This window comes from Larkinella sp. VNQ87, from assembly GCF_049445795.1.
Classification (GTDB): domain Bacteria; phylum Bacteroidota; class Bacteroidia; order Cytophagales; family Spirosomataceae; genus Larkinella.
This window is the reverse complement of the sequence record NZ_JBMSDT010000011.1, coordinates 30,651-53,832: the sequence shown is the minus strand read 5'-3', so window position 1 is coordinate 53,832 and position 23,182 is coordinate 30,651. Positions and strand designations below refer to the sequence as shown.

The window sequence follows — 23,182 nt, the reverse complement described above, 5'->3', positions numbered from 1 at the left end:
GAGTTTAGAAACCAGTTAAGAGCCTGGGTACCTTTCAATCACTGACTTATGAAAATTGCCTTTTTTAGTACGGCGGCTTACGAGCGCGACTGGTTTACCCGCTACCAGGGGCATCATGCCATTACGTTTCTGGAAGAAACCCTGAACGCGCATTCCTGCCACCTGGCGAAAGGCTACGAAGCCGTCTGTGCGTTTGTGGAAGACGATCTGAGCGCCCCGGTTTTGCAGGCGCTGAAGAGTCAGGGCGTTAAGCTGGTGGCGATGCGCTGCGTCGGGCTCGACAATGTGGATCTGGAAGCGGCCGAGGAAGCCGACCTGACCGTCTTGCATGTGCCCGGTTACTCACCCTATTCGGTGGCCGAACACGCCGTGGCGCTCCTGATGAGTTTCGTGCGGCAGATTCCGCAGGCCTATACGCGGGTACAGCAGGGCAACTTTTCCATCAACGGCCTGACCGGGCAGGATTTGCACGGCAAAACCGTCGGCATAGTCGGCACCGGCCGGATCGGACAGGCGTTTAGCCAAATCATGCTCGGCTTCGGCTGCCGCGTAATCGCCTTTGATCCGAAACCGAATCTACGGCTGCTCAACAGCGGAGTCCGGTACGTATCGCTCCAGACACTTTGGGCCGAGTCGGACGTGATCTCGTTCCATTGCCCGCTGAATAGCCATACCGCCAACCTCTTGAATGCCGACGCCATTGCCCAACTAAAACCGACGGCGATTGTCGTCAATACGGGTCGGGGCAAACTGGTCGATACGGCAGCCCTGCTCAATGCGCTGGATAACCAAAAATTGGGCGGTTATGCCACGGACGTTTATGCGGGCGAGAAAGGCTGGTTTCACCGGGATTTTTCGGGCCAGCCCATTACCGACGACGAGCTGAACCGGCTGCGCCTGCACCCGCGCGTTCTCCTGACGGCCCACCAGGGCTTTCTGACCGAAGAGGCTCTGCAACAGATCGCTCATAACCTGCTGCTCCAGATTTCTTATTTCCAGAACAGCCGCCAGCCGGGCATCAGCAAGATCTCGATGTAATTCGTCCGGGTCACTAAAGCGTTCTTTTTTCTCACTAAAATTTGAGTTGCCAACTCTCTCCCGTAGATTTACGGCATCATTTGCCAAACAATCCATCAATCCGTTACTCCGACACCTGCCCAATGCCATGACCTGCGGCAACCTCCTCTGTGGTTGCGTCGGGTTGGTGATGACGCTGCGCGGTAATTCCGACACGGCGGCCTGGCTTATTTTGCTGGCCGGACTACTCGATTTTGGCGACGGTTTTGTGGCCCGGCTTGTGAAGGTATCGGGCCCGTTTGGCAAAGAACTCGACTCACTGGCCGATGTCGTCACCTTCGGTGTGTTACCGGCGACCCTTGTTTTTCAGGCACTGTGGACAACGGGTATGGCCAGATGGTCGTATCTGGCTTACCTGATTGCGGTTCTGTCGGCGTTGCGGCTGGCCAACTTTAACATCGACACCCGCCAGTCCGACCGGTTCATCGGTTTGCCGGTTCCGGCCAACTCCCTGCTGATTGCGGCTTTTCCGCTCATGAGCTACTACCAGCCGCAATTTGCGTTCCTGTGGCAAAATCCGATTCTACTGTATTTCCTGGTCGGTTTTTCGTTCATGCTGGTTGCTGAACTGCCGTTGCTGGCGCTTAAGTTCAAATCATTTGGCTGGCGCGAAAACCAGATTAAGTTCATTTTTCTGATACTATCAGCGGTTCTGTTGCTATTTTTGCAGTTCGCGGCCGTTCCGCTCATCATCTTTTTATACATTCTGGTTTCATTTTTTGCTAAACATAAGGAGTAAGGTTAGCGCAGGTAAAATGAGAATTCGCTTCTCTCCGCTTCTTCTATTCCTTTCTTTCATCATGAAATACATCGCGCACATTGACATCATGCCCCAAAAGGAAATTCTGGATCCGCAGGGAAAAGCCGTCAAACTGGGTCTGCATAACCTCCACATCGATTCGGTGGGCGACGTTCGGATTGGCAAGCACATCCGGCTGGAAGTCGAAGCCGAGTCGTCGGACAGTGCCAGCGCTATCGTCGATACGGCCTGTCGGCAACTGCTGGCCAACCTGATTATGGAAGAATATACCTTTTCGATCGAAGAAACCCAGGCGTAAGGCATGACGTATTCGACCATTGCCGGGTTGGGATTCTACGTTCCGGAAAACGTCGTCACGAACCAGGATCTGACCCAGTACATGGAAACCTCGGACGCCTGGATTCGGGAACGCACCGGTATTGAACAACGGCGGTATTTCACCTACGGCAAAGATACCAACGCGAGCATGGCCACGGCGGCTTCCCGCATGGCCATCGACCGCGCCGGTTTGCAGCCTTCGGACATTCAACTGATCGTGTATGCGACCACCACGCCGGATTATTACTTTCCCGGTTCCGGTTTTTTGATGCAGCGCGAGCTGGGTCTCGAAGGAGTCGGCGTCATCGATATTCGCAACCAATGTTCCGGTTTTATTTACGCCCTGTCGATTGCCGACCAGTTCATCAAAACCGGCATGTATAAAACCGTGCTGGTGGTCGGTTCGGAAATTCAGTCGACCTGGCTCAATAAAAGCACCGAAGGCCGGAACGTAGCGGTTATTTTCGGCGACGGAGCCGGAGCGGCCGTGTTGCAGGCCACCGACGATCCGGAGCACCGGCTTTTATCGACCCATCTGCACGCCGACGGTCGCTACGCGGAAGAGTTGTACGTTCGCGAACCGGGCAGCAGCCGCCCAACGCGTGCGGCCACAAAAGAAATGGTTGACGAAGGCGGTTTTGACGTGTCCATGAATGGCAGTGCGGTTTTGAAACACGCCCTAACCCGCTTTCCGGAAGTGATTCAGGAAGCCCTACAAGCCAATGGCTATCAGCCGGAAGATATCTCGTTGTTAATTCCTCATCAGGCCAACCTGCGTATTTCGGAAAACGTCCGCCAGCAGCTCAACCTCCCCCCCGAGCGGGTTTTCAACAACATTCAGCGGTATGGCAACACCACCGCAGCTTCCCTCCCCATCGCCCTTACCGAAGCCTGGGAACAGGGCCGCATCCGTTCGGGCGACCTGATCTGCCTGGCCGCGTTCGGCAGCGGCTTCACCTGGGCCTCCGCCCTGATCAAGTATTGAATTAAGAGTTAAGAATTAAGACGGGGCCGCCCGTGCGGTTATGAGTTGCGCTGCCATATTACCAGGAAACGGCGTAGCCAACTCTTAATTCTTAACTCTTAATTCTTAACTCCTAATATTGTCCCGTTGCGAGCATGACCAGGGTACAGGCTTCAATGGGTTCGATGCCTTGTTGCGCCAGTTCTTTTTCAAAAGCCGGGTTTTCGGTTCCGGGGTTGAAAATCACCCGCCGGGGTCTCAGCTTTTTGATGTAATCGTATATCCCGGTCTGATTCCGGGCGGAAACGTACAAGGTAACCGTATCGATATCTTCCAGATCGGGTTGTCCCATCCGGATTGGGTTTCCTCGGATTGTTCCGGTTCGTAAGCCCACTAATTCAACAGGGTGTCCTTGCTGAACAAGCCGGTTGGCTGCTTTATGAGCGTAGCGTTCAGGGTTCTCCGAAGCCCCGATCACCAAGGTGGTTCTTTTCATGACTGTTTTATACCATTGCTTTTTTAAATAACTCCAAACGATCCGTTTAGTTCCCCGTCAAATCCTGGGCGGTTTCACTTTCGTATATATAGGCACGGTTCCCGTTCTGGTTCATCCAAAAAAATATTATTTAGTTGCGAGAACTATTCTGTTTAATTTTTTTGTATTAATATTAAACAAATTTACCGTATTTTTTTGTTGTAGTTATCAGTAGTAAAGATTACAGCGACGCTGTTACAACTGCTTAACTGTTATTTTGCTGAGTTAGAGGCAACACTTTATTCGCAAACCTGTTAATTAACCATTCAACAAAATGGCCACTAACCTACTAACCGCATCAAACCTGCGCATGAGTGAGAAAAGAACCAGTAATTACTGGAATGAGAAATGGGTGCCTGTCAATTTCGGAGGAGTTGAGAACCCACCGCACTACGAAGTTTCAAATTTTGGTCGCATGAAAAGCTTCCAGAATGATCCTAAAAACGGAACGCTCATCAATGGCTCGACTATTCAGGGCTATCGTTCACTCAACATTCGGACGGGTGGGAAGACCATCAACCGGTACTTCCACAAATTGATTGCGGAAGCCTTCGTGCCGCGAGAAAGTCCTGATCAGACGTTTGTGATTCACCTCGACCACGACAAAAAGAACAATCATTTCCAGAACCTGAAATGGGCCACCAAGGACGAAATGATTGAACACAATCGCAAAAGCCCGAACATTCTGAACCGGGAAATGCCGCGACGGACTCGAAATTACAAACTGACCGAGTCGAAGGTGAAAATGATCAAGAAACTGTTGAAAAACGAGAAGAACCGGCTGAAGATGATCGCCAAGCAGTTTGGAATTACGCACACGCAACTAAACCGGATTCGATCGGGTGAAAACTGGAAACACGTCACCATCGACGAAGATCCGACGGAATAAGCCGTTCCTCTAGTTCAGCCCCACACTCTCGCCTTTTAGGCCACTCCCCAAACCAATGGGCGGTACGTGGGGCAACGTAATGAAAAAAGTAGTTCCCTCATCTGTTGCGGTTTCAAACCAGATACTGCCACCGGCGTGTTCGATGCCGCGTTTGGCAATGGCCAGTCCTAATCCTGACCCTCCTTCCTTCGTACTGAAGTTAGGCAGGAAAATCTTGCTCCGGATGGACTCCGGTACACCCGCGCCATTGTCATGGATTTCAATGTTGATCTGTTCATCGTTAACCAAGAGCCGGAGATGAATGACCGGTTTCCGGTCGGATGGGACTGACTGTACACTATTGATAATTAAGTTGGTTAGAATACGGCCGATCAATTGCCGATCGCCCATAACCATTACCGGATAAGGAGAAATGTCGCGAATGAGAGTGATTTTTCCATCATCGGCATAGAGGTCGGCTGCTTTGTTGATTACAGACGTAATCTCAAACAGTTCGTGTTTCGGAAGCGGCATTTTGGCAAAATCAGAAAAAGATGTGGCAATGTCGCTCAGGTTGTCGATCTGATCGAGCAGCGTATCCAGCGTACGCTGCAACACCCGCCGGGCTGTCGGGCTATCGGATTGAAGGGTACGCTGAAGGTGTTGCAGCGTTAACTTCATAGGCGTCAGCGGATTCTTGATTTCGTGGGCCACCTGCTTGGCCATTTCCCGCCAGGCCGATTGTTTTTCGCTCTGCGACAGGGCCTGTTTTTTCTCTTCCAGCTTCACCAGCATGCGGTTATATTCGCCGATAAGCAATCCGATTTCATCGTCGGATTTCCAGTCGAGCGGTTCGTTGAAACGATCCAGGTTTGTGCGCCGGATCTTCTGGGTAATGATTTTCAGCGGTTTTGTTAATACGGTAGACGCCCAGTACGAAACCAGCAGGAAAATCATGAACAAGCCGGTGAAAACGCTCAGGGCCGTTGTCACGACATCGATCATCTGATGTTCCAGTTCGGGTTCTGAACCGAAGTGTGATACGGCCAGAATGCCCAGCAACCGACCGTCGTAATCTTTAATACTCGCATAAGCGGTTCGGTACATCTTCGTTCCCAGCGACTCCATCAGCAAAACCTGGGTTTCCTTGTCTTCGATCAGATGGATATAGGCCTGCGGATTGATTCGTTTGGACAAATGGCCACTTTCGTAGACCAGCGGCTGAGTCGAACAGCGCAAATTTCCCTTTACATCGAATACACTGATATCGATTTCGTCATCTTGTGTAATTTTCTGTAGTTCCTCCTGGATGTAGGCTTCACTGGCATCGGCCTGCAAATACCGTTTCCAATTGGTTAAAAAATTGGCGCTAATGTTCTTCGCATTGGTCAGGTACGTACTTTCCTGATAGACATCATAATTAGAACTAATCACTCCAAACGTAATGGCCACCACCAGCACCAGTGGCAAAAAAAAGGCTACGTTCAGGTAAAGCTGGGTTTTGGTAGAATAGCTGATGTAAAATTGTGAAAATCCGAAGCGAATGGCGTAGATCAGGAACAACAGCAGGATATATAGAATCAGAATCAGATACAGAAACGAGAAATTTGAGAAAATACTGCGGACGGGGTAGCTTTTCGATGAAATCACGATGATCCGGCCACTGTCATCACTCAAACCGACGTGTTTGTAGGCGTTATAGGAAATACCGTCTTCGTACAAGTCCGGATTCTTCAGCAGGGATGCCGGAAAACGGCGTTCATAGTTGTACTCTCCGAATGTGTAAGGATCCTTCTCATGAGGTTTAAAGACCGCATAGCTGTAAACCTGGGTTTCTGCCGCCCGAATGAATTTACGGTCGGTCAGAAACTCGGAGTTGATATGGTTGGTATGCTGGCTATTCCATTTAAGATCGAGTACAATATGGCCCACAAGCTGATTCCCTTGCCGGATGTCGAGAAACTGTATATATTGTTTGCGAAAGTTGTTACCCGCTTCGTTAATGAAGTAGATATCAGGATATTGTGTTTGATAGCGCTCCTGCTTAAACCGCTCGGCATAACGTTTGTAACTGGCTTCCGTCTGTTGCCCGCTGGCGGAAGGCGACGAATTAAATACCAGCACTTCTACGCCATAGCGTTCGAAGTGTTTATCAAGGTGAATCGATTTTATGCGTTGCTGAATCCGTTCCCGCACCAGCAACGTGTCGCTGGTCATAACCCGCTTCAGTTCTGCGTCCTGGATAATGGCCGAACGGGATTTGTTGAGCAGAAACTCGCCAAATGTATCGTTTTCTACCAGCAATTGTTCGCCAAGCTTCCGTTTGTTGATCAAGTCTTTCTTCAATCCCTGGATGTACACGATGGACGTCGCCATAATGGCACAGATCAGGGCGGTAAAGAACAGGTAAAGTGTCGTTTTATACCGAAAAGTATACAGGGAACGGGGAAACCGGGGCAGGTAGAGCACCAGAAAACAGACAGCCTGGATGCCCAGAAGCCAGGGGACAGGCATCAGGCCCTGCCAGAGTACCGCAACGGTCAGCACCGTTCCGATGGCAAACCAGATCAACCCGCGCCAGTACGTGAGGTTCAACCGGAGAAACAAGCTCGCCAGCACATGCTGGAGTAGAAAAAAAACGGTAGACGTCCCGACGAACAGCAACAGACAGGCCACTTTCAGGCTAGTCAATGAAAGGCTCAGCGTAATGTCGAGCGTGACCTCGGCATTTTCGTAAATCGTACTCAGTTCCTGGTAAGCACCGTAGAAAACCACGTAGCTGAGCACCACCGAAACGATGGAAACCAGGATTTTCACCCCATCGGATTGCCGGAGGAGCCAGTAGTACGAGCGGGTTCGGTAAAAGGTATTGGCCAGGTAAAGCGACAGCACTACCAGCGCCAGACAATTCAGCAACTGGTCGCCCAGCGACGGCGCAACAACCGAAGCTCCAAACTTACTGGGATTAAACAACGACGATTCAAAAAACAGAAAGGGTACCCCAAAATACAGCATTACCGCCCGTAAAACGACCAGATAAAGGGCCAGAATAATAAATCCGGCCCCGTAATGGCGACTTCTGCGGAGAGAAAGCGTACTGCGGATGAGGTAAATTCCCATGAAAAAAACCGACAGCATCACCAGTATGACCGTGTTGACGGGCGACGTCTGGTTCTGGTAACCTTCCATCTGCGGAGGTACTACCGAAAACAGAAAAACCGGCGTCGAATCATACATACTCTGGTAAATGCTGCTCTTTTCCGATTTGATCTCGGCGGGCTTTACCGTAAACAGGTCCGGATTATACCCCGAACGTAAGTAACTGTTTTCGTACTGGTATCTCCGGTAAATCGTCACCAGCGAAAAGACTTCCAGCAACTCTTTCCCCTGTTTGATCACCTGCCGGTTTACGACATAATCGCCCTGGGGGAAGCTTATGTATTTAGGGTAAATAACACTACGAAGCCGCTTGTAATCCGGAATAAACCGGTAATCCGACCAGAATAGCAGTTGTTGGTTGCTAAAAATGTAGTAAGGATACTTCGTTTCAAGCCTTAACGCGGAAAACGTATAGGGTGGTTTATGTTCCTGAAGTTGCTCCCGGACCTGTTGCAGTTCGTCGGCACTACGGTCCAGTTCATCTTTAATCCGCTGCTGGGTGGTCCGTAAGTATTGCTCATCAGCCGCACTGATAGCCCCCTTCTCCAACACCGAATTGAAGAAGACCGACAATCCGAGTGCCAGAATGGATAAAATCAGAAAAATATGCTTGTTGAGTATACTCACAAGAAATAGAGCTGAGTGGGCTTTCACTTATCTGATTTAACCCCAAAATCATGCCAAATTTTCTGGCACCTTTCTGACGTTAGTTAGGTGTTATCGGATATGACCCGGTCGGGCTTTTCAATGGTGAAACCACGTTCTCCCTCCGCGTTTTCGTAGCCAACTTCAACTCCCAGGACGTAGAGCAGGTGTTTTTTATCAATAATCACCCGAACCGAATCCACTTCAAACACCTCGTCCCCCTGGCCCGGCTGATCGAACCCAAGCATCCACGACGAACCACACCCTCCTCCCCGAATGCCGACTCGCAATCCATAGGTTTCGGGAATTTTATTGGTCCGTAACGTATCCTGAATCTGATCCCGGGCAGCGGGCGTCAGTCGAACCGGATTTTCGATACTTGAAAGAAACATACTAAGTAAAAATTCCGTTTGCTGAGTGAAATTTACAAACTTTGCCTCACAATATAGGCAACCGTTTACGGTTTTCCTCCTAAGGTTTTAGGTTCCGGTTCAAACAAGGGTTTCTTTCAAGAATTAACCGACCAACCGGGAAAGCGATAAGGAACAGTAACTGAAAAAATACGTATGGAAGTTATTGCTGAATTAGTAAAACTCATTGTCCCCGCCGGGCTGGTGCTGTACGGAATGTTTGTAACAGTCCGGTTGATGCTGGAACGGGAAGCCGAAAAACAACGCGTCGAGGTTAAAAACCGCTATGCCAGCGAAGTCACTCCCTTGCGGTTACAGGCTTACGAACGCATGGTTCTGTTTCTGGAACGGATTACGCCCAGCAACCTGCTGCTGCGGTTGAGCGGACAAGCCGCCGTGGCCCTGGAATTTCAGCAAGTGCTGTTACGCGACATCCGGGAAGAATATAACCACAACGTGTCGCAGCAGATTTACATGAGCCAGCCGGTTTGGGAAGCCGTGCAGAACGCCATGAACGAGGTGGTGGTGCTCATCAACGAATCGGCCAGCGAAGTAGCGCCCGAAGCCCCCGCCCTGGACTTGTCCAAAAAGATTTTCGACAACATCATTCAGAAAGAGGTACAGCCGACGGCCGCCGGGCTAAAAGCCGTTAAGGACGAAGTGCAGGCGGTTTTCCTCTAGTACCCACGGGCTTCAGCCCGTGTGAGTTGGTATGACCAATTAGTTGGAATAAACTCAAAAAACACGGGCTAAAGCCCGTGGGTACGGGAACCCAGCACCTCGGCCGACAGTTCCAGCGCTTTGGCCAGCCGATCGCGGTTGATCGCCAACGGAATACCGGCTTGCTTAAGCTGGAGAACAATTTGTTCCGTGGGCAAATTACCGGTCAGGTCGTCAGCCGCCATCGGGCAACCACCAAAACCGTGCAGTGCCCCGTCGATGCGCCGGATACCCGCCCGTAAAGCCGCCCGGACTTTTTCGGCAACCTGTTCGGGCCGAGAATGCAGATGCGCTCCAAACTCAACGTCAGGAAAGGTTTTGAGCAGATACCAAAACAACGTTTCGATGCCTTCGGGGGTCGAGGAACCTACGGTATCAGACGGAGCAATAATCGAAATACCCCGTTGAACCAGTCGCTCGGTAAACTGCCCGACCACGTCCGGGTTATACGGGTCGCCATACGGATTTCCAAAGCCCATCGACAGGTAAACAACCAGTTGTTTGCCGTGCTGCTGACACAAGTCCTGGATAGCTTCGACCTCCGAGAACGCCTGTTCGATGGTTTTGTTGGTGTTCCGAAGCTGAAAGGTTTCCGAAACCGAGAGCGGAAAGCCAAGAAACTGAATCTGAGGAAACAAAACCGCCTGTTCGGCCCCGCGAACGTTGGCGACTATGGCTAGTAATTTCGTCCGGGTTTCGGTCAGATCCAGGCCCGCCAGCACCTCGGCCGTATCACGGAGTTGTGGAATGGCTTTGGGCGAAACAAAGCTCCCAAAGTCGAGCGTATCGAAGCCGACCCGCAACAACGCGTTCAGGTACCGGATTTTGTCGGCCGTCGGGATGAAGTCGTGCAACCCCTGCATGGCGTCGCGCGGGCATTCGATCAGTTTAAACGAATCCATGCTGCAAGATGACGGTTTTCAGCATAGAAAAATAGCGAATCCAACCAAAATTGCCGGTACGTCCGTAGCTTTGCGGTTTTCTTTTCCAAAAGAGAACCGCCCGCCGGAAGTAACTGTTACCCCTTACGTACCCACGGACTTTAGTCCGTGTTTTTTAGCTTTCTACTCGAAAAAGTTAGCCGTAAAAACACGGACTAAAGTCCGTGGGTACGAGAAACAAACAACTAAATGCTGTACCCTGATTCATTTGAACAAAAACTGGGTTTCGATAAAATCCGCGACCTGCTCCGGGAGGCTTGTTTGAGTCCACTGGGGCAGTCGTATGTCGACAAAATCCGGTTTTCCGATAATTTCCAGCTCATCGATAAAATGCTCCGGCAGGTGGCCGAGTTCAAGACCATCGTGCAGTACGAACCGGAATTTCCGGCTTCCAACTACCTCGATATCCGGCCGCAGCTCAGCAAAATCCGGATTGAAGGCATGATGCTGACCGAAGCGGAGTTTTTCGACCTGAAACTGACCCTTCGGACCATCCAGCAATGCCTGCGGTTTCTGGCCGACAAGGATAAAGAAACGTATCCGTACCTAACCGAACTGGCCGACAGCATCACAGTCGACAAGAAACTGACCGACGCCATCGAACGGGTCATCGACGACCGGGGCCACGTCCGCGACTCGGCTTCGCCCGAACTCGCCAGCATCCGCCGACGCATCATCACCGAACAGGCCGGGTTGCGGAAAAAGATGGAGAGCATCATGAAAAATGCCCGCCAGCAGGGCTGGATGCCCGACGACATTTCGCTCACGATCCGAAATGGTCGGGTGGTGATTCCGATTTCGTCCGAACACAAACGGAGGCTGAAGGGCTTCATTCACGATGAATCGTCCACGGGCCAGACGGTTTTTATCGAACCGGCGGAAGTATTCGACACCAACAACGAAATCCGCGAACTGGAATACGAAGAACGGCGCGAAGTGGCCCGCATCCTGCGCGAGCTGACCGATATTGCCCGGCCTTTCCTACCCGAACTGCAACGCGCGACCACCTTTCTGGGCCTGATCGACTTCATCCGGGCCAAGGCCAAACTGGCCGTTCAGATCGACGCCGATATGCCCAAACTGGTCAATCAGCCGCTGGTCGACTGGCTCCAGGCCCGGCACCCGCTACTGCATCTGTCGTTTCAGAAACAGGGCAAAAAAGTGGTGCCACTGACCTTGTTGCTTGATGCCAGCCAGCGAATCCTGATCATTTCGGGACCGAACGCGGGCGGGAAATCGGTGGCCCTCAAAACTATCGGCTTGCTGCAATACATGCTCCAGAGCGGTTTGCTGATCCCGGTCATCGAAGGCTCGACCGCCGGGATTTTCCAGAATTTGTTCATCGACATTGGCGACGAGCAATCGCTGGAAAACGACCTCAGCACCTACAGCTCGCACCTGACGAGCATGAAGGCGTTTGTGACGCTGTCGAACCGCAAAACGCTCTTTCTCATTGATGAATTCGGGACCGGCACCGAACCCGGTTTGGGCGGGGCCATTGCCGAAGCCATCCTGGAAGAACTGACGAAATCGGGGGCGTACGGGGTCATCAACACGCACTACACGAACCTGAAACTTTTTGCCGACAAAACCGCCGGACTCGTCAACGGCGCGATGCGATTTGACGGCGAACACCTCGAACCGCTCTACGAACTTGAAATCGGCCGGCCGGGCAGTTCGTTTGCCTTCGAGATTGCGTCGAAGATCGGCCTGCCCAAAGCCGTTATCGACCGGGCTAAGGAAAAACTGGGGTCGCAGCAGGTGAATCTGGAAAAACTGCTGAAAGAACTGGACATTGAGAAGCGGGTTTTTGCCGAAAAAAACCTGGAGATCGGTATCAACCAGCGCAAACTGGCGCAACAACTGGCTGAAACAACCGCCCTGAAAACCCGGCTCGACAACGACCAGAAGCGGCTGCTGAACGAAGCCAAGCAGAAAGCCAAAGCACTCGTCGCCGAAGCCAACCAGCGCATCGAAAACACGATTCGGGAAATCAAGGAGAACAAAGCCGACCGCGACACGACCCGGCTGGTCCGGCAGGAACTGGAACAGTTTGAGAAAAAAGAGCTGAAAACCGACACGCTGGTTGACGAGCCAACCCCAAACCGGACCGAATCGGAAGAGTATCTACCCGACAACAGCGCCATTGGCGTGGGCAGTTTCGTCCGGATCAAGGGGCAAACCACTATCGGCGAGGTACTGGCCCTGCGCGGCAAAGACGCCGAAATCCGGATTGGCGACCTTAAATCCACGGTTAAACTAAACCGGCTCGAAAAAGTGAGCCGGAAAGTATACAAGGAAGCCGTGGGCGAATCGAGCCGACCGCGCGTGCAGGGCATCGATCTAAACGAGAAGATGATGAATTTTAGCTTCAACCTCGACATCCGGGGCAAACGGGGCGAAGAAGCGCTGGTCGAACTCGACAGTTTCATCAACAACGGCCTGATGCTCGGCTATCCTGAACTCCGGATCGTGCACGGTAAAGGCGATGGCATTCTGCGAACGCTGGTTCGGAATCACCTGCGCACCTTCCCGCAAGTGGCCTCCCTACAGGACGAACACGCCGACCGGGGCGGTGCCGGGGTGACGGTGGTGCGAATGAAGTAAACGGTCGTCTTGAACTCGGATTACACGGATGAAAAGATGAAGAGGATTGGCTACCGCAATCTTTACCTTTTATATCCCAGTTAATCCATTAATCCGTGTAATCCAAGTTCAAGACGAGTTAATCCTTTAATCCGTGTAATCCAGGTTCAAGACAATTCATGTTTTCTAATTCAAGACTTCTGCCAGCGAAATCGTAATGCCCAGTTTTTCCAGCGAAATCGTGGTGTCGAGTCCTTCGTAAATGGTGTATTTCCAGAAGTCTGCCGAACGTTCGTAGACCTCCACGACGGGGGCGGTTTGGGAAGCGAGCAGGTAGTATTGCAACGACGGGATTTTGAAGTATTCGAGCCGCTTGTTGTAGCTGTCGGTCCGTAGCGAAGACTCCGAGACGACCTCAATCAGCAAAGATGGCGACCGGACCACGGTTTCCGAATCATCGGCCAGATCCGCCGGTTCGCAGGTGTAAATCACATCCGGATAAACGTATTTCTCGCCGGTTCTCAGCTTCTGCTTGATGCTTTCGGTAAAAACCGCATAACCGCTTTTTTGGGCGAAAGGAAATAGTGCTCTGGCAAACGCCAGAACGATGGTATTATGTCGCTTGGTCGTTCCGGCCATCGCGAATACTTCGCCATCGATGTATTCGTAGCGAACACCTTCAGCCCGTTCCAGGGCTTCGTATTCTTCAAACGTGTACCGTTTCTTCTTCGTAGTCACCATCGTGAAATCGTACTTTCTTGCTTCCATAAAGCTACCAAATTCAGGTCAATACTTTCCGCTTAGACGGTCCGCGCTTTAGAAAGTCATATCTTTTCCGGAAAAATCCGGTTTTCTCTTGCTTTGACGGTCTGCTGCTTAGACAGTGATCAGTGCTTTTTTCGTTATCTGGAAAGCGCTGAAAGGCGGCAAATCACGCAAAAAGTGACGTCCCCGGTTTTCGCCGTGTTGGAAAAAACCGTTTCTTTACCCGTTATTTCTGAAGCGGCTTTGCGCTTTACACCTTACCCGTTGTATGAATTTCAAACGCTTTCTCCCCCATTTGATCGCCGTTCTCGGCTTTGCGCTTCTGGCCGTCATTTACTGCTCACCGGTTCTGAAAGGCAAACGACTCAACCAGCACGACATCATTCAGTCCGTGGCGGCTGGCCGCGAAGTGGTTGATTACCATAAAGAAACCGGCGAATGGGCCTGGTGGACCAACAGCATGTTCGGCGGCATGCCTGCCTACATGATTTCCGGCGACTACCCCACCAGCCTGACTCACAAGCTCGGCCAATACATCAACCTCTTACTGCCTGATCCCGCCAATTACATCTGGCTTTTGATGATCGGCGGCTACGTCCTGATGCTGGCGCTGGGGGCCAACGTCTGGCTGTCGGCCGTGGGGGCGGTGGCGTATAGTTTTGCGTCTTACCACCTGCTCAGCCTGGAAGCCGGGCACGTTTCCAAGATTCTGGCGCTGGCCTACGCGCCGGGCATTGTGGCCGGGGTCGTGATGGCACTGCGGGGCCGTTACCTGGCCGGAGCCGCACTGACAGCCCTCTTTCTGGGCCTCGAACTTTACGCCAACCACGTCCAAATCACCTACTACCTGGCGATTGGTCTGGTGATTTACGTCCTGATCGAGAGCGTAGCCGCCATCCGCGAAGGCCGGGTTCGACCGCTGGTATTGTCGCTTTCTTCGCTGGCCGTGGCCGCGCTGCTGGCGGTCGGTACGCACACCACCCGGCTTTGGAACGCGGCTGATTATGTGACCGTAACGACCCGTGGCAAATCCGAACTGACCATCACGCCAAAATCCGAAACCGGTGCCCCGGCAGCTTCCGGGACCAATACCGAAGACGGTTTAGGTAAGGATTACGCCTTTCAGTATAGCTACGGTATTGGCGAAACGTTCACGCTGCTGATTCCGAATTACGCCGGGGGGCCGTCGGTCGGCTCGCTGTCGACGGACTCGGAAACGTACAAAAAAATGACGGGCATCGGCGTCGATCCGACAATGGCCCAACAATTTGTGCAACAACTGCCGCTGTATCACGGCAACCTTTACAGCCAAACCGGACCGGCCTACGCGGGTGCTATTGTGATCTTCCTGTTTGTGCTCGGCCTGTTGATCGTGCCCGGTCGCTTGAAATGGTGGGCCTTGGCGATTGCGCTCCTGTTCATCGGCTGGGCCTGGGGCAAAAACCTTCCGGCGCTTAATTACACGTTCTTCGACTATTTCCCCGGTTTCAACAAATTCCGGGCGGTAACGATGACGCTGACCTTGGCGCAGTTGCCGCTGGTGTTGCTGGGTATTTTGGCCCTGAAACAAATCGTGGACAAAAAGCTGACGGCCGCACAGTTGAACCGTCCGTTGCTGATCAGCCTGGGCATCACGGCCGGATTGTCGCTGCTCATGGCGCTGCTGCCGACGGTTTTCCAATCGTTCCGGGGGGCCAACGACGAAGCGTTTGCGGGCAGTTTAGAACAGGGATTGCAAAATAAAGACCTCGCCAACCAGGTAATGGCCGCAATAGTCGACGACCGGATCGGCATGCTCCGGTCCGACGCGTTCCGGTCAGCCATTTTGATTTTGCTGGTCGGCGGGCTCATCTGGCTGTACGTCCGCGACCGCATCAAACCAGCGATCTTCTACCCGGTTTTGCTGGCACTGGTCATTTTCGACCTGTTCGGCATTGATAAGCGGTATTTCAACAACGACGATTTCGTGAATAAACAGGCGATTCAGGAAACCATCACACCGACGCCCGCCGATGAGCAGATTCTGGCCGACAAGTCGCTGGATTTCCGGGTGCTCGACCTGACGACCAGCTTCATGAGCGATGCCAAGGCCTCGTACTTTCACAAATCGCTCGGCGGGTACCATGCCGCCAAAATGCGCCGGTATCAGGAGTTGGCCGAGTTTCAGATTTACCGGAACCTGCGCGAAAACCCCACGACACCGAATGCGTACAACGTCATCAACATGCTGAATACGAAATATTTCCTGACGCAGCCGCAGTCGACCAACCCGCAGCAGGCGCCGGGGCCACCGACAGCACAGATGAATCCGGGCGCGCTCGGCAACGCCTGGTTTGTGGAAAACTATAAACTGGTTCCGAACGCCAACGCCGAAATGCAGGCGCTGGATAGTCTGGATACCCGCCGGTCGGCAGTGGTCGATCAGCGGTTTGCCGGGCAACTGAACGGCCTGACCATCCGGCCGGATTCGGCCAATTCGATTCGGCTGACGAGCTACAAACCCAACGAACTGACCTACGAAAGCAACGCGACGAGCGAGCAACTGGCGGTTTTTTCGGAGATCTACTACAACGTCCGGGATGAATGGAAGGCGACGATCGATGGGAAGGAAGTGCCACACCTGCGGGCCAATTACGTGCTGCGGGCTATGCGGATTCCGCCGGGCAAACACACCATCGTCTTCAAATTCGACCCGATTTCGATCCGCGTCGGCAAAGTAGTCGACCTGATCAGTTCGCTGCTGATTATCGCTTTTATTGGAACAGCGGTGTTTCTTGAAAACCGGAAGAAAGCGGTTTAAAACGGCAGGTTTTGTAAAGGGCAGATATTCACAACCATCTATGATATTTACCTATTTTGTCTTGTAAGAAATATCCATTAAAGTGTGATTTGGAAAAATTTTATGGTTACTTCTCTAGGTTAAATCAGAGAGTTTAAAATCGAAGCAATAGGATTTAGCTTGTAATAGCGAATGGATATACTATTTAGAAGAAAATATACATACGCAATTAACAAGTCATTTGGAGATACAGTAGATGATTTTTCCAAAATTACGACCAGAAGTTGGCGGGATTTTTCAGATAATATTACGGGGAAACTTAACGAGGACTATTCCTTTCTCTTTTTTCACAAATGGACATTAGGGTATATCAATGGGATATTTGGCAATAAGTTTGTCTATCTTCAAGGGCAAATTTCTGCACAAAGAGAAAAAACCATTATCACAATTCAATTAAACCCCAATCTAGGCTTAGTTTTTCTTCATCATTTACTTGCTATTTTATTCATTATTGAACTGTTCAGTATAAAGACTACAATCAATACTCAAAGCGAGCTTTTTCTCCTTATTTCTTATCCGATTTTCGGGCCAATTATTCTTGGTACCATAATCTTGATGACCAATGGGCTGAAAAAAAACTTCGAAAAAATTCTTGATATACGACCTGAACAATCTTAAATTAGATATACCAATCACCACGTTGGCTAACACCTATTGCTCAGGTACTGACGGACTCAGAGATAGACCCGACATGCCTGAACATCTCCCTTTCCAATATCCAGCTAGGTGCGGCTTATCTCAATCTAAACTGTTCACTTATTAAGGCTTACTGGTGAAAATTTCAGCTAGTTTTTTCCCTAAAGCTTCCCCCCGGATATTTTTTGCAAGGATTCTCCCATCAGGACCTATCAAGAAATTTTGAGGAATCAGCCGAATGGCGTATTGCTTCGCTACCTCATTATCCCAACCCTTTAGGTCTGAGACGTGCGTCCAAGCAAGACGGTCTTTATGAATAGCCTTCATCCAGGCTGCTTTCCCCTCATGTCCATCCAGTGAAATCCCTAATACGGTAAAGTTTTTGTCTTGGTATTGATGGAAATTTTTGACCAGATTCGGATTTTCGGTCCGGCAGGGACCGCACCAACTCGCCCAAAAATCAACCAGCACGTATCTTCCTCGAAAGTTACTCAAGGATACGGCTTTCCCTGACGTATCAGCCTGGGTAAAATCAGGTGCCAACGCCCCAACCGAAGTGGCTTGAATCAGAGACAGCTTTTTTGCGTATTCTTTGCCGGGCTTGCTGGTTTTAATCGCGTTCGAAAGGTTGTTGAACAGCGGTTCCAATGTAGGAAAATCATGATTTAGATCTGTATATTGATCCAGGATATACAGACTCAGCATCGACGTTGGATGGTCTTTAACAAACTGAGCTTTAATAGCATTCTGTGCGTCAAAAAGGGCATCTTTTTGCTTCTCAATAGCTTCTTCAAACGCTTTATCTTTTTTTGATTCCGGCGTATTGGCCTGAAGTTGCTCTATCTGAGCCGATTGCGTTTCAATCGGCTTGAGCAGTTGTTTCAGCTTCTGATTATCAATGTTCATCGGTGATCCACCCACAACCGCGTTTTGAATGGAGTCAGGGCTAGTCACCGTAATGGTACCCGGTTCCAGATAGAAACGGATGCGGTTATCGTCAATGGCCAGCCACGCATAATGAGGCTGATCGACTGTTCCTGTCACGACAAACGTCCCATTCTCGATCCGGGACGAATCCCAATGTACGGTTTTTGTTTTTTCCACTATGTAGCGTACAGAAACGTTTGCTTTTGGTTGCCCCTTCCCTAATTGGCCTTCAACCTTGTAAACGTTACTCTGAGCCCAGAGCAACCCTGGATTTAGAAGCACTGCAATCAGTAGGTAAGGCTTCATAGAGTTTCGTTGATCAGGTCAGTAACAGCAATGAATGCAGTTCCATCATTCCCCACCCATTTCCTGACGGTTTTCCCGTGCTGATCGACGAGCAACATCGTGGGAATGCTGCCGTTGAACTGAAAGAGTTCCCGGGCAAAAACTTTATTTTCTCCGGCCAGCAGTAACTGCTTCCAGGGCATTTGCTCCTGTTGGACCGCTTTCAGCCAGGCTTCCCGGTTTTCATCGACCGATACCGATACCAGGTGCAGCCGCTTCGTTGGCCCCGGGCGGGTATGCCCAAATCGGGCATATAACTGCTTTAGTTCGGGAATTTCCTGCCGACACGGACCGCACCAGGACGCCCACAACACCACCAGGTTATACGGGGCGGTTTTGTCCAGAACCACCTGCGCCTGCCCCTGAGAATCCGGCAGGGTGGTCGCGAAGGTCAGTCGTTTTTCGTCGCGTCGGTTGACGTAATCCAGCAGTTGTTGTCCGGTTTCGCTCTGCTGTACGTCCTGATCGAAGGACGCAAAAACCGTTCGAAAGCCAGCATTCGAAAAATCCCCCACCCGGCGTTCCAGTTCGTAGAGGTAGTAATACGAATACGGGTGTTGCGCCACCAACTGCTTAATCCGCGCGATGCTGGTCAGGTTTCCGAAGCCTACGGTATCGTTATAGGCAACTTGTGTTTGCAGACCCGGAATGATAGACCGGTCAATTGAGACCAATTTAAACGATTTGTTCGCTCGAAATCCGAGAAACGTATCTTCGGAAACCTTCCCGTTGATTTGAATGCCGTCTTCCAACATAAAATGGTCGAGACTCAGCGAACTTCCCCGGTATTTCAGGTTGGTGCGAAAACTGAACACGCGCAACGTTCCCGTTTTAACTTCCCGATGTTTCATGAACACCCGGATGGATTCGGGGTATTTTTTGGCCGAAAGTAATTGCGTAAACCGCCCTTTGACAAACGGACAGGAGTCCATCGGCACGATGTGACCGGTTTTCCGATCGCGGGTGTAAAAGATCATCTCCCCGTCCGGCATGTTTTCCAGACGACCGCTGATTTGAATCGGTTTGTCTTCGCGGCAGGCTAGCAGGGAGTGTAAGGTTACCCAGGCCAGTAGCGCATAGGTTCGCAGCGATTTCATAGGGAAAAAGTTTAGGGGTTACGCGTACTTTCAACTATAAATATAGTAATCTTTCGAAACGATCTGCCCGTTGAACGTTTTTTTTGGCAATCAACCGATTGACTGCGTTTCCGCAGCAACTGCCAACGGATTGCAGAGGTTAACCGGTTTCGCCGAAATGAGCACACAGCAGCGATCGTTGAGTCTCTTCGTTTTTGGCCCAAAATGTCCGGTGTTTGGCTCGAATGAACGCCGGGCATCGCCTACCTTTATGGCTTGACTCCGTTAGCCCATGTCGTCCACTCAACAGGTCATCTTTGTTGTGCCGCCTTATGTACACGTTTTGGATCTGGCCGGCCCCGTTCAGGTCTTCTACGAAGCCGTTGCGTATGGCGCTCCGTATCGATTACGGTATTGTTCGTTTCAAAACCAGCTTGTCAGCACAGCAGGCCTGGCGGTGGGGCCTGTGCAACCCTTTACCCAACTACAGCCTCAACCCGGCGATCTGATCTTCATCCCAGGCATGGATATGACGTATATCCGGTCTGCTGAACTGAAGGCGGAGCTCGATTTCCTGGCCTGGCTCCGGGAGCAGCATCGCCAGGGCGTTATCCTCTGCTCGGTTTGTACGGGCGCATTTTTAGTGGCTCAGACAGGCCTGTTGGATGGCCGAAAATGCACGACCCATTGGAAACGCGTAGCGGAACTGCAAACGACCTATCCACGGATTGTTACCCAGCACGATCAGTTATTCGTCCAGGATGGCGGGATCTATACCAGTGCGGGAATTACTGCCGGTATCGACCTGGCGCTGGCGATTCTGGAAGTGCAACAGGGGTCCCTTTTTGCAGCCAAGATAGCCCGGGAGTTGGTCGTCTATGTGCGTCGCGGCCCCAACCATTCGCAGAAAAGCATTTACCTCGATTACCGCAACCATATGAACGTGGCCGTTCACCAATTGCAGGACTGGTTGATTGCCAATCTGAAAACAAGGGCCACGTTAGATACCTTGGCTGAGGTGGCCGGTATGAGTACCCGTAACCTGACCCGAACGTTTCGAAAAGAAACGGGGATTTCCATTCATGATTATACCACGCTACTACGGCTGGAACGAGCCCGTACGCTGCGGCACAATCCGGGTATGACGATGGAAGCCATTGCCGAGCAGTGTGGTTTCCAGGATGCCCGCCAGTTACGCCGAATCTGGCAGCGAGTTGAATCGGCAAACAACAGCAAAACCGTTATCTCCACTCAATTCATAAACGCATGAAACTCATTCTTTCTTTCCGATTGTCTGTATTCGTGGCCGGTTGGCTCGGTTTAGCGGGCAGCCCCATGTTGGCTATGAACCTGACTCCGAACGATGCCCTGATGGCTTACTATTACGATCTCTGCGACAGTGACGGTGATGTAGAGCGGTTCGAAAAAACCGGCCGTTCTCAACAGGCTGGCCTGCCCCTTTTCCAACGTATCATCGCCCCGATGGACTCCCTGCCGCAAACCACGAAGCAAGGTAAAAAGCGGAACGTAGCCATTTTTATTCACGATGGCGTTGAGATTCTGGATTTTGCCGGCCCCAGCGAGGTCTTTGCTTCTACGAAAGGGTTCAATGTATACACCGTCTCGCTTACGAAAGAACCGATCATTAGTCAGGGATTCGTTAAAATAACCCCAACCTATAGCCTGACCGATTGCCCTAAACCGGACATTCTGGTCATACCAGGAGGTAAAACCGGACCGTTCCTTACGAACGAGCCCCTGATTGATTGGATTAAAAACACGGCCCCTCAAACCGAGATCACCCTATCGGTTTGTACGGGTGCCGGACTACTGGCCAAAGCGGGCCTGCTGGACGGGAAGCAGGCGACGACCTTTCATTCCTACATCGAAACCCTGCAACGGGCAACACCCAAAGCCGAGATTTTGGCGAATACCCGTTTTGTTGACAACGGCCAAATCATCACAACGGCGGGTGTTTCGGCAGGAATTGATGGGGCCCTGCACGTCGTGTCGAAATTAATGGGACAGGCTGTCGCTACCCAGACTGCCCGCTACATGGAATATGACAAGTGGAAGCCCGGGGAAGGCCTGATCGTGAAGCCAAAGGTTGCGGCCGAGAATAAGTAGGCGTTAGAATCACCCACCGTGGTGGATGGGTGCGTGTTTTTTTTCGTCCCGAAAACCAGAACTGTTAACTTGCCGTTATCCAGCAAACGCCAATCGCATGGAACCAGACGAAACCGCCCCCGACTCCGACAAACTCGACCGCATCATCGACGCCCGCATGAAGCTGAAACATCGGTTTGAAGAAGCCATGAAGAACACCCCTTCGATGGCTGATCATATCGACGGACCGAATAAGCCGCTGGGTTCCGGCCCGCCGAACCGCCACGGCATGCCGAAAATACCCAAAAGTCAGACCGTTACGAAAAAATGGCCGGTGTTGGATCTGGGCCACCATCCCAACATTCCGCTCGACAAATGGCAGCTCGCCATCGACGGCGAAGTGGAACATCCGGTCCGGCTGAAGTGGGCGGATTTTATGGCCCTGCCCCAAACCGACGATATTAGTGATTTTCACTGCGTGACGACCTGGTCGAAGCTGGATGTGCCGTGGGTGGGCGTGCGGTTTGCCGACCTGGCCGCACTGGTGATGCCGAAGGAAACCGCCACACACGTCATGTGCTACGGTTTCGACGGTTATTCCACCAACCTGTCGCTGGAAGAAGCCCTGAAACCGGATGTGTTGCTCGTCCATACCGCTGAAGGCCACCCGCTCCCGCGCGAACACGGCGGCCCCGTCCGGATGATTACGCCCCAGCTTTACGCCTGGAAAGGTTCCAAATGGATCAAACGTATCGAATTCCTGGCCGGAAACCGCCTGGGTTTCTGGGAACAACGCGGCTACTCCAACACCGCCTACCCCTGGCGAAACGATCGATACAGTTAGGAATTAAGAGTTATGAGTCATGAGTTGGCTAACGCATTCACTAGTCGCAGCGCAACTCTTAACTCTTAACTCTTAATTCTCCATAAAGGCATAACACAGCATGTGGCAGATGGTCATGTGGGCGTCTTCGACGCGGCCGTAGTGCTCGGAGTCGATGACGATGACTTCATGCGCCAGATCGGCCAGTTTGCCGCGCTTGCCACCTACCAGCGCCACGGTGGTCAGGCCGTGGTCGTTGGCCCATTCCACGGCTTTCACCAGGTTGGGCGAACTCCCGCTGACGCTCATCGTCAGGACCAGATCGCCGGGATTAGCGTAGTTCTGGAGCTGCCCCACGAACACGTCGTCGTAGGAATAATCGTTGCCCAGTGCCGTCAGCCAGGCGGTATTGTCGTTTAGGGACAGACAACGAAACCGGCGACCGTCGCCCCGGTTGCCCAGCTTATCCGAAGCGCCCTTGCCCAGGTCGGTGATGAAATGGGAGGCATTGGCCGCACTACCGCCGTTGCCAAATACAAAAAATTGCCGGTCTTCTTCCCAGCATGTTTTCAGCAGCGTAACGATACGCTCCACCTGATCGACCGGAATGGAGTCGATAGCAGCCTGGTGATGGACTAAATACTGTTCAAAATACGTTTGCATATACTCGTAGAAAGTCAGA

Annotated in this window: 20 protein-coding genes; 12 read left to right on the top strand and 8 right to left on the bottom strand. The window is 51.6% G+C overall.

What is annotated here, in order from left to right; genetic code table 11:
• Positions 1 to 48: 48 nt before the first annotated feature.
• The 4 genes from ACO2Q8_RS19470 (at position 49) to ACO2Q8_RS19455 (ending at position 3,140) form a co-directional block, all read left to right on the top strand.
• Complete coding sequence (locus tag ACO2Q8_RS19470; RefSeq protein WP_423346520.1) at positions 49 to 1,038, top strand: 2-hydroxyacid dehydrogenase; 990 nt, start codon at positions 49 to 51, stop codon at positions 1,036 to 1,038.
• A gap of 94 nt (positions 1,039 to 1,132) precedes the next feature.
• The gene (pssA, locus tag ACO2Q8_RS19465; RefSeq protein ID WP_423346702.1) at positions 1,133 to 1,816 is read left to right on the top strand and encodes a CDP-diacylglycerol--serine O-phosphatidyltransferase; all 684 of its coding nucleotides are present in this window, start codon (positions 1,133 to 1,135) and stop codon (positions 1,814 to 1,816) included.
• Between the two features lie 61 nt (positions 1,817 to 1,877).
• The gene (gene purS / locus ACO2Q8_RS19460) at positions 1,878 to 2,135 is read left to right on the top strand and encodes a phosphoribosylformylglycinamidine synthase subunit PurS (protein WP_423346519.1); all 258 of its coding nucleotides are present in this window, start codon (positions 1,878 to 1,880) and stop codon (positions 2,133 to 2,135) included.
• A 3-nt stretch (positions 2,136 to 2,138) separates the two neighbouring features.
• Entirely contained in the window at positions 2,139 to 3,140 is a 1,002-nt protein-coding gene (locus ACO2Q8_RS19455; protein WP_423346518.1) for a 3-oxoacyl-ACP synthase III family protein, read from the top strand.
• A 112-nt stretch (positions 3,141 to 3,252) separates the two neighbouring features.
• Here ACO2Q8_RS19455 and ACO2Q8_RS19450 read toward each other — a convergent pair whose 3' ends face one another.
• Entirely contained in the window at positions 3,253 to 3,615 is a 363-nt protein-coding gene (locus ACO2Q8_RS19450; RefSeq protein ID WP_423346517.1) for a CoA-binding protein, read from the bottom strand.
• A 349-nt stretch (positions 3,616 to 3,964) separates the two neighbouring features.
• On the opposite strand from ACO2Q8_RS19450, the gene ACO2Q8_RS19445 reads away from it, so the two are divergent.
• Positions 3,965 to 4,543: an HNH endonuclease gene (locus ACO2Q8_RS19445; protein WP_423346701.1), complete on the top strand. Its 579-nt coding sequence runs from the start codon at positions 3,965 to 3,967 to the stop codon at positions 4,541 to 4,543.
• Positions 4,544 to 4,552: 9 nt separating this feature from the next.
• Here the strand turns inward: ACO2Q8_RS19445 and ACO2Q8_RS19440 are convergent, their stop codons facing one another.
• On the bottom strand, positions 4,553 to 8,308 hold the full coding sequence (locus tag ACO2Q8_RS19440; RefSeq protein WP_423346516.1) for a sensor histidine kinase: 3,756 nt from the start codon (positions 8,306 to 8,308) through the stop codon (positions 4,553 to 4,555).
• Between the two features lie 83 nt (positions 8,309 to 8,391).
• Positions 8,392 to 8,718 (bottom strand): HesB/IscA family protein, encoded by a 327-nt coding sequence (locus ACO2Q8_RS19435; RefSeq protein ID WP_423346515.1) that lies wholly within the window; start codon positions 8,716 to 8,718, stop codon positions 8,392 to 8,394.
• A gap of 174 nt (positions 8,719 to 8,892) precedes the next feature.
• Between ACO2Q8_RS19435 and ACO2Q8_RS19430 the strand changes: the two genes are divergently transcribed.
• Complete coding sequence (locus tag ACO2Q8_RS19430; RefSeq protein ID WP_423346514.1) at positions 8,893 to 9,417, top strand: hypothetical protein; 525 nt, start codon at positions 8,893 to 8,895, stop codon at positions 9,415 to 9,417.
• Between the two features lie 68 nt (positions 9,418 to 9,485).
• Here the strand turns inward: ACO2Q8_RS19430 and ACO2Q8_RS19425 are convergent, their stop codons facing one another.
• Positions 9,486 to 10,358 carry a hydroxymethylglutaryl-CoA lyase gene (locus ACO2Q8_RS19425; protein WP_423346513.1) on the bottom strand — a complete coding sequence of 291 codons (873 nt, stop codon included), beginning with the start codon at positions 10,356 to 10,358 and terminating at the stop codon, positions 9,486 to 9,488.
• Between the two features lie 228 nt (positions 10,359 to 10,586).
• Here ACO2Q8_RS19425 and ACO2Q8_RS19420 point away from each other — a divergent pair, with 228 nt between their 5' ends.
• On the top strand, positions 10,587 to 13,004 hold the full coding sequence (locus tag ACO2Q8_RS19420; RefSeq protein WP_423346512.1) for an endonuclease MutS2: 2,418 nt from the start codon (positions 10,587 to 10,589) through the stop codon (positions 13,002 to 13,004).
• 165 nt (positions 13,005 to 13,169) lie between these two features.
• Here the strand turns inward: ACO2Q8_RS19420 and ACO2Q8_RS19415 are convergent, their stop codons facing one another.
• A complete protein-coding gene (locus ACO2Q8_RS19415) occupies positions 13,170 to 13,751 on the bottom strand; it encodes a Uma2 family endonuclease (RefSeq protein WP_423346511.1) in 582 nt (193 codons plus the stop codon).
• Between the two features lie 265 nt (positions 13,752 to 14,016).
• Between ACO2Q8_RS19415 and ACO2Q8_RS19410 the strand changes: the two genes are divergently transcribed.
• Both ACO2Q8_RS19410 and ACO2Q8_RS19405 read left to right on the top strand, forming a co-directional pair.
• Positions 14,017 to 16,548 carry a YfhO family protein gene (locus ACO2Q8_RS19410; protein ID WP_423346510.1) on the top strand — a complete coding sequence of 844 codons (2,532 nt, stop codon included), beginning with the start codon at positions 14,017 to 14,019 and terminating at the stop codon, positions 16,546 to 16,548.
• A gap of 171 nt (positions 16,549 to 16,719) precedes the next feature.
• Complete coding sequence (locus ACO2Q8_RS19405) at positions 16,720 to 17,205, top strand: hypothetical protein (protein WP_423346509.1); 486 nt, start codon at positions 16,720 to 16,722, stop codon at positions 17,203 to 17,205.
• Between the two features lie 141 nt (positions 17,206 to 17,346).
• Here the strand turns inward: ACO2Q8_RS19405 and ACO2Q8_RS19400 are convergent, their stop codons facing one another.
• On the bottom strand, positions 17,347 to 18,456 hold the full coding sequence (locus ACO2Q8_RS19400; RefSeq protein ID WP_423346508.1) for a redoxin domain-containing protein: 1,110 nt from the start codon (positions 18,454 to 18,456) through the stop codon (positions 17,347 to 17,349).
• Positions 18,453 to 19,592, bottom strand: coding sequence for a thioredoxin-like domain-containing protein (locus ACO2Q8_RS19395; protein WP_423346507.1), 1,140 nt, complete (start codon positions 19,590 to 19,592; stop codon positions 18,453 to 18,455). The genes ACO2Q8_RS19400 and ACO2Q8_RS19395 overlap by 4 nt, the downstream gene beginning before the upstream one ends.
• A gap of 271 nt (positions 19,593 to 19,863) precedes the next feature.
• Between ACO2Q8_RS19395 and ACO2Q8_RS19390 the strand changes: the two genes are divergently transcribed.
• From ACO2Q8_RS19390 to ACO2Q8_RS19380, 3 genes are all read left to right on the top strand, one after another.
• Positions 19,864 to 20,841, top strand: coding sequence for a GlxA family transcriptional regulator (locus ACO2Q8_RS19390; protein WP_423346506.1), 978 nt, complete (start codon positions 19,864 to 19,866; stop codon positions 20,839 to 20,841).
• A complete protein-coding gene (locus tag ACO2Q8_RS19385) occupies positions 20,838 to 21,698 on the top strand; it encodes a DJ-1/PfpI family protein (protein ID WP_423346505.1) in 861 nt (286 codons plus the stop codon). The genes ACO2Q8_RS19390 and ACO2Q8_RS19385 overlap by 4 nt, the downstream gene beginning before the upstream one ends.
• 97 nt (positions 21,699 to 21,795) lie before the next feature.
• Complete coding sequence (locus ACO2Q8_RS19380) at positions 21,796 to 22,521, top strand: sulfite oxidase-like oxidoreductase (protein ID WP_423346504.1); 726 nt, start codon at positions 21,796 to 21,798, stop codon at positions 22,519 to 22,521.
• A 72-nt stretch (positions 22,522 to 22,593) separates the two neighbouring features.
• Here ACO2Q8_RS19380 and ACO2Q8_RS19375 read toward each other — a convergent pair whose 3' ends face one another.
• Complete coding sequence (locus ACO2Q8_RS19375; RefSeq protein WP_423346503.1) at positions 22,594 to 23,163, bottom strand: D-sedoheptulose-7-phosphate isomerase; 570 nt, start codon at positions 23,161 to 23,163, stop codon at positions 22,594 to 22,596.
• Positions 23,164 to 23,182 lie beyond the last annotated feature (19 nt).

What these genes read in the sequence shown, in the direction of transcription:
- ACO2Q8_RS19410 (WP_423346510.1), top strand. Translation starts at nt 14,017, where the DNA reads ATGAATTTCAAACGCTTTCTCCCCCATTTGATCGCCGTTCTCGGCTTT.
- ACO2Q8_RS19425 (WP_423346513.1), bottom strand. Translation starts at nt 10,358, where the DNA reads ATGGATTCGTTTAAACTGATCGAATGCCCGCGCGACGCCATGCAGGGG.
- ACO2Q8_RS19435 (WP_423346515.1), bottom strand. Translation starts at nt 8,718, where the DNA reads ATGTTTCTTTCAAGTATCGAAAATCCGGTTCGACTGACGCCCGCTGCC.
- ACO2Q8_RS19405 (WP_423346509.1), top strand. Translation starts at nt 16,720, where the DNA reads ATGGATATACTATTTAGAAGAAAATATACATACGCAATTAACAAGTCA.
- ACO2Q8_RS19395 (WP_423346507.1), bottom strand. Translation starts at nt 19,592, where the DNA reads ATGAAATCGCTGCGAACCTATGCGCTACTGGCCTGGGTAACCTTACAC.
- ACO2Q8_RS19380 (WP_423346504.1), top strand. Translation starts at nt 21,796, where the DNA reads ATGGAACCAGACGAAACCGCCCCCGACTCCGACAAACTCGACCGCATC.
- ACO2Q8_RS19445 (WP_423346701.1), top strand. Translation starts at nt 3,965, where the DNA reads ATGAGTGAGAAAAGAACCAGTAATTACTGGAATGAGAAATGGGTGCCT.
- ACO2Q8_RS19415 (WP_423346511.1), bottom strand. Translation starts at nt 13,751, where the DNA reads ATGGAAGCAAGAAAGTACGATTTCACGATGGTGACTACGAAGAAGAAA.
- ACO2Q8_RS19400 (WP_423346508.1), bottom strand. Translation starts at nt 18,456, where the DNA reads ATGAAGCCTTACCTACTGATTGCAGTGCTTCTAAATCCAGGGTTGCTC.
- ACO2Q8_RS19430 (WP_423346514.1), top strand. Translation starts at nt 8,893, where the DNA reads ATGGAAGTTATTGCTGAATTAGTAAAACTCATTGTCCCCGCCGGGCTG.
- ACO2Q8_RS19390 (WP_423346506.1), top strand. Translation starts at nt 19,864, where the DNA reads ATGTCGTCCACTCAACAGGTCATCTTTGTTGTGCCGCCTTATGTACAC.
- purS (WP_423346519.1), top strand. Translation starts at nt 1,878, where the DNA reads ATGAAATACATCGCGCACATTGACATCATGCCCCAAAAGGAAATTCTG.
- ACO2Q8_RS19455 (WP_423346518.1), top strand. Translation starts at nt 2,139, where the DNA reads ATGACGTATTCGACCATTGCCGGGTTGGGATTCTACGTTCCGGAAAAC.
- ACO2Q8_RS19450 (WP_423346517.1), bottom strand. Translation starts at nt 3,615, where the DNA reads ATGAAAAGAACCACCTTGGTGATCGGGGCTTCGGAGAACCCTGAACGC.
- ACO2Q8_RS19375 (WP_423346503.1), bottom strand. Translation starts at nt 23,163, where the DNA reads ATGCAAACGTATTTTGAACAGTATTTAGTCCATCACCAGGCTGCTATC.
- ACO2Q8_RS19470 (WP_423346520.1), top strand. Translation starts at nt 49, where the DNA reads ATGAAAATTGCCTTTTTTAGTACGGCGGCTTACGAGCGCGACTGGTTT.
- ACO2Q8_RS19385 (WP_423346505.1), top strand. Translation starts at nt 20,838, where the DNA reads ATGAAACTCATTCTTTCTTTCCGATTGTCTGTATTCGTGGCCGGTTGG.
- ACO2Q8_RS19420 (WP_423346512.1), top strand. Translation starts at nt 10,587, where the DNA reads ATGCTGTACCCTGATTCATTTGAACAAAAACTGGGTTTCGATAAAATC.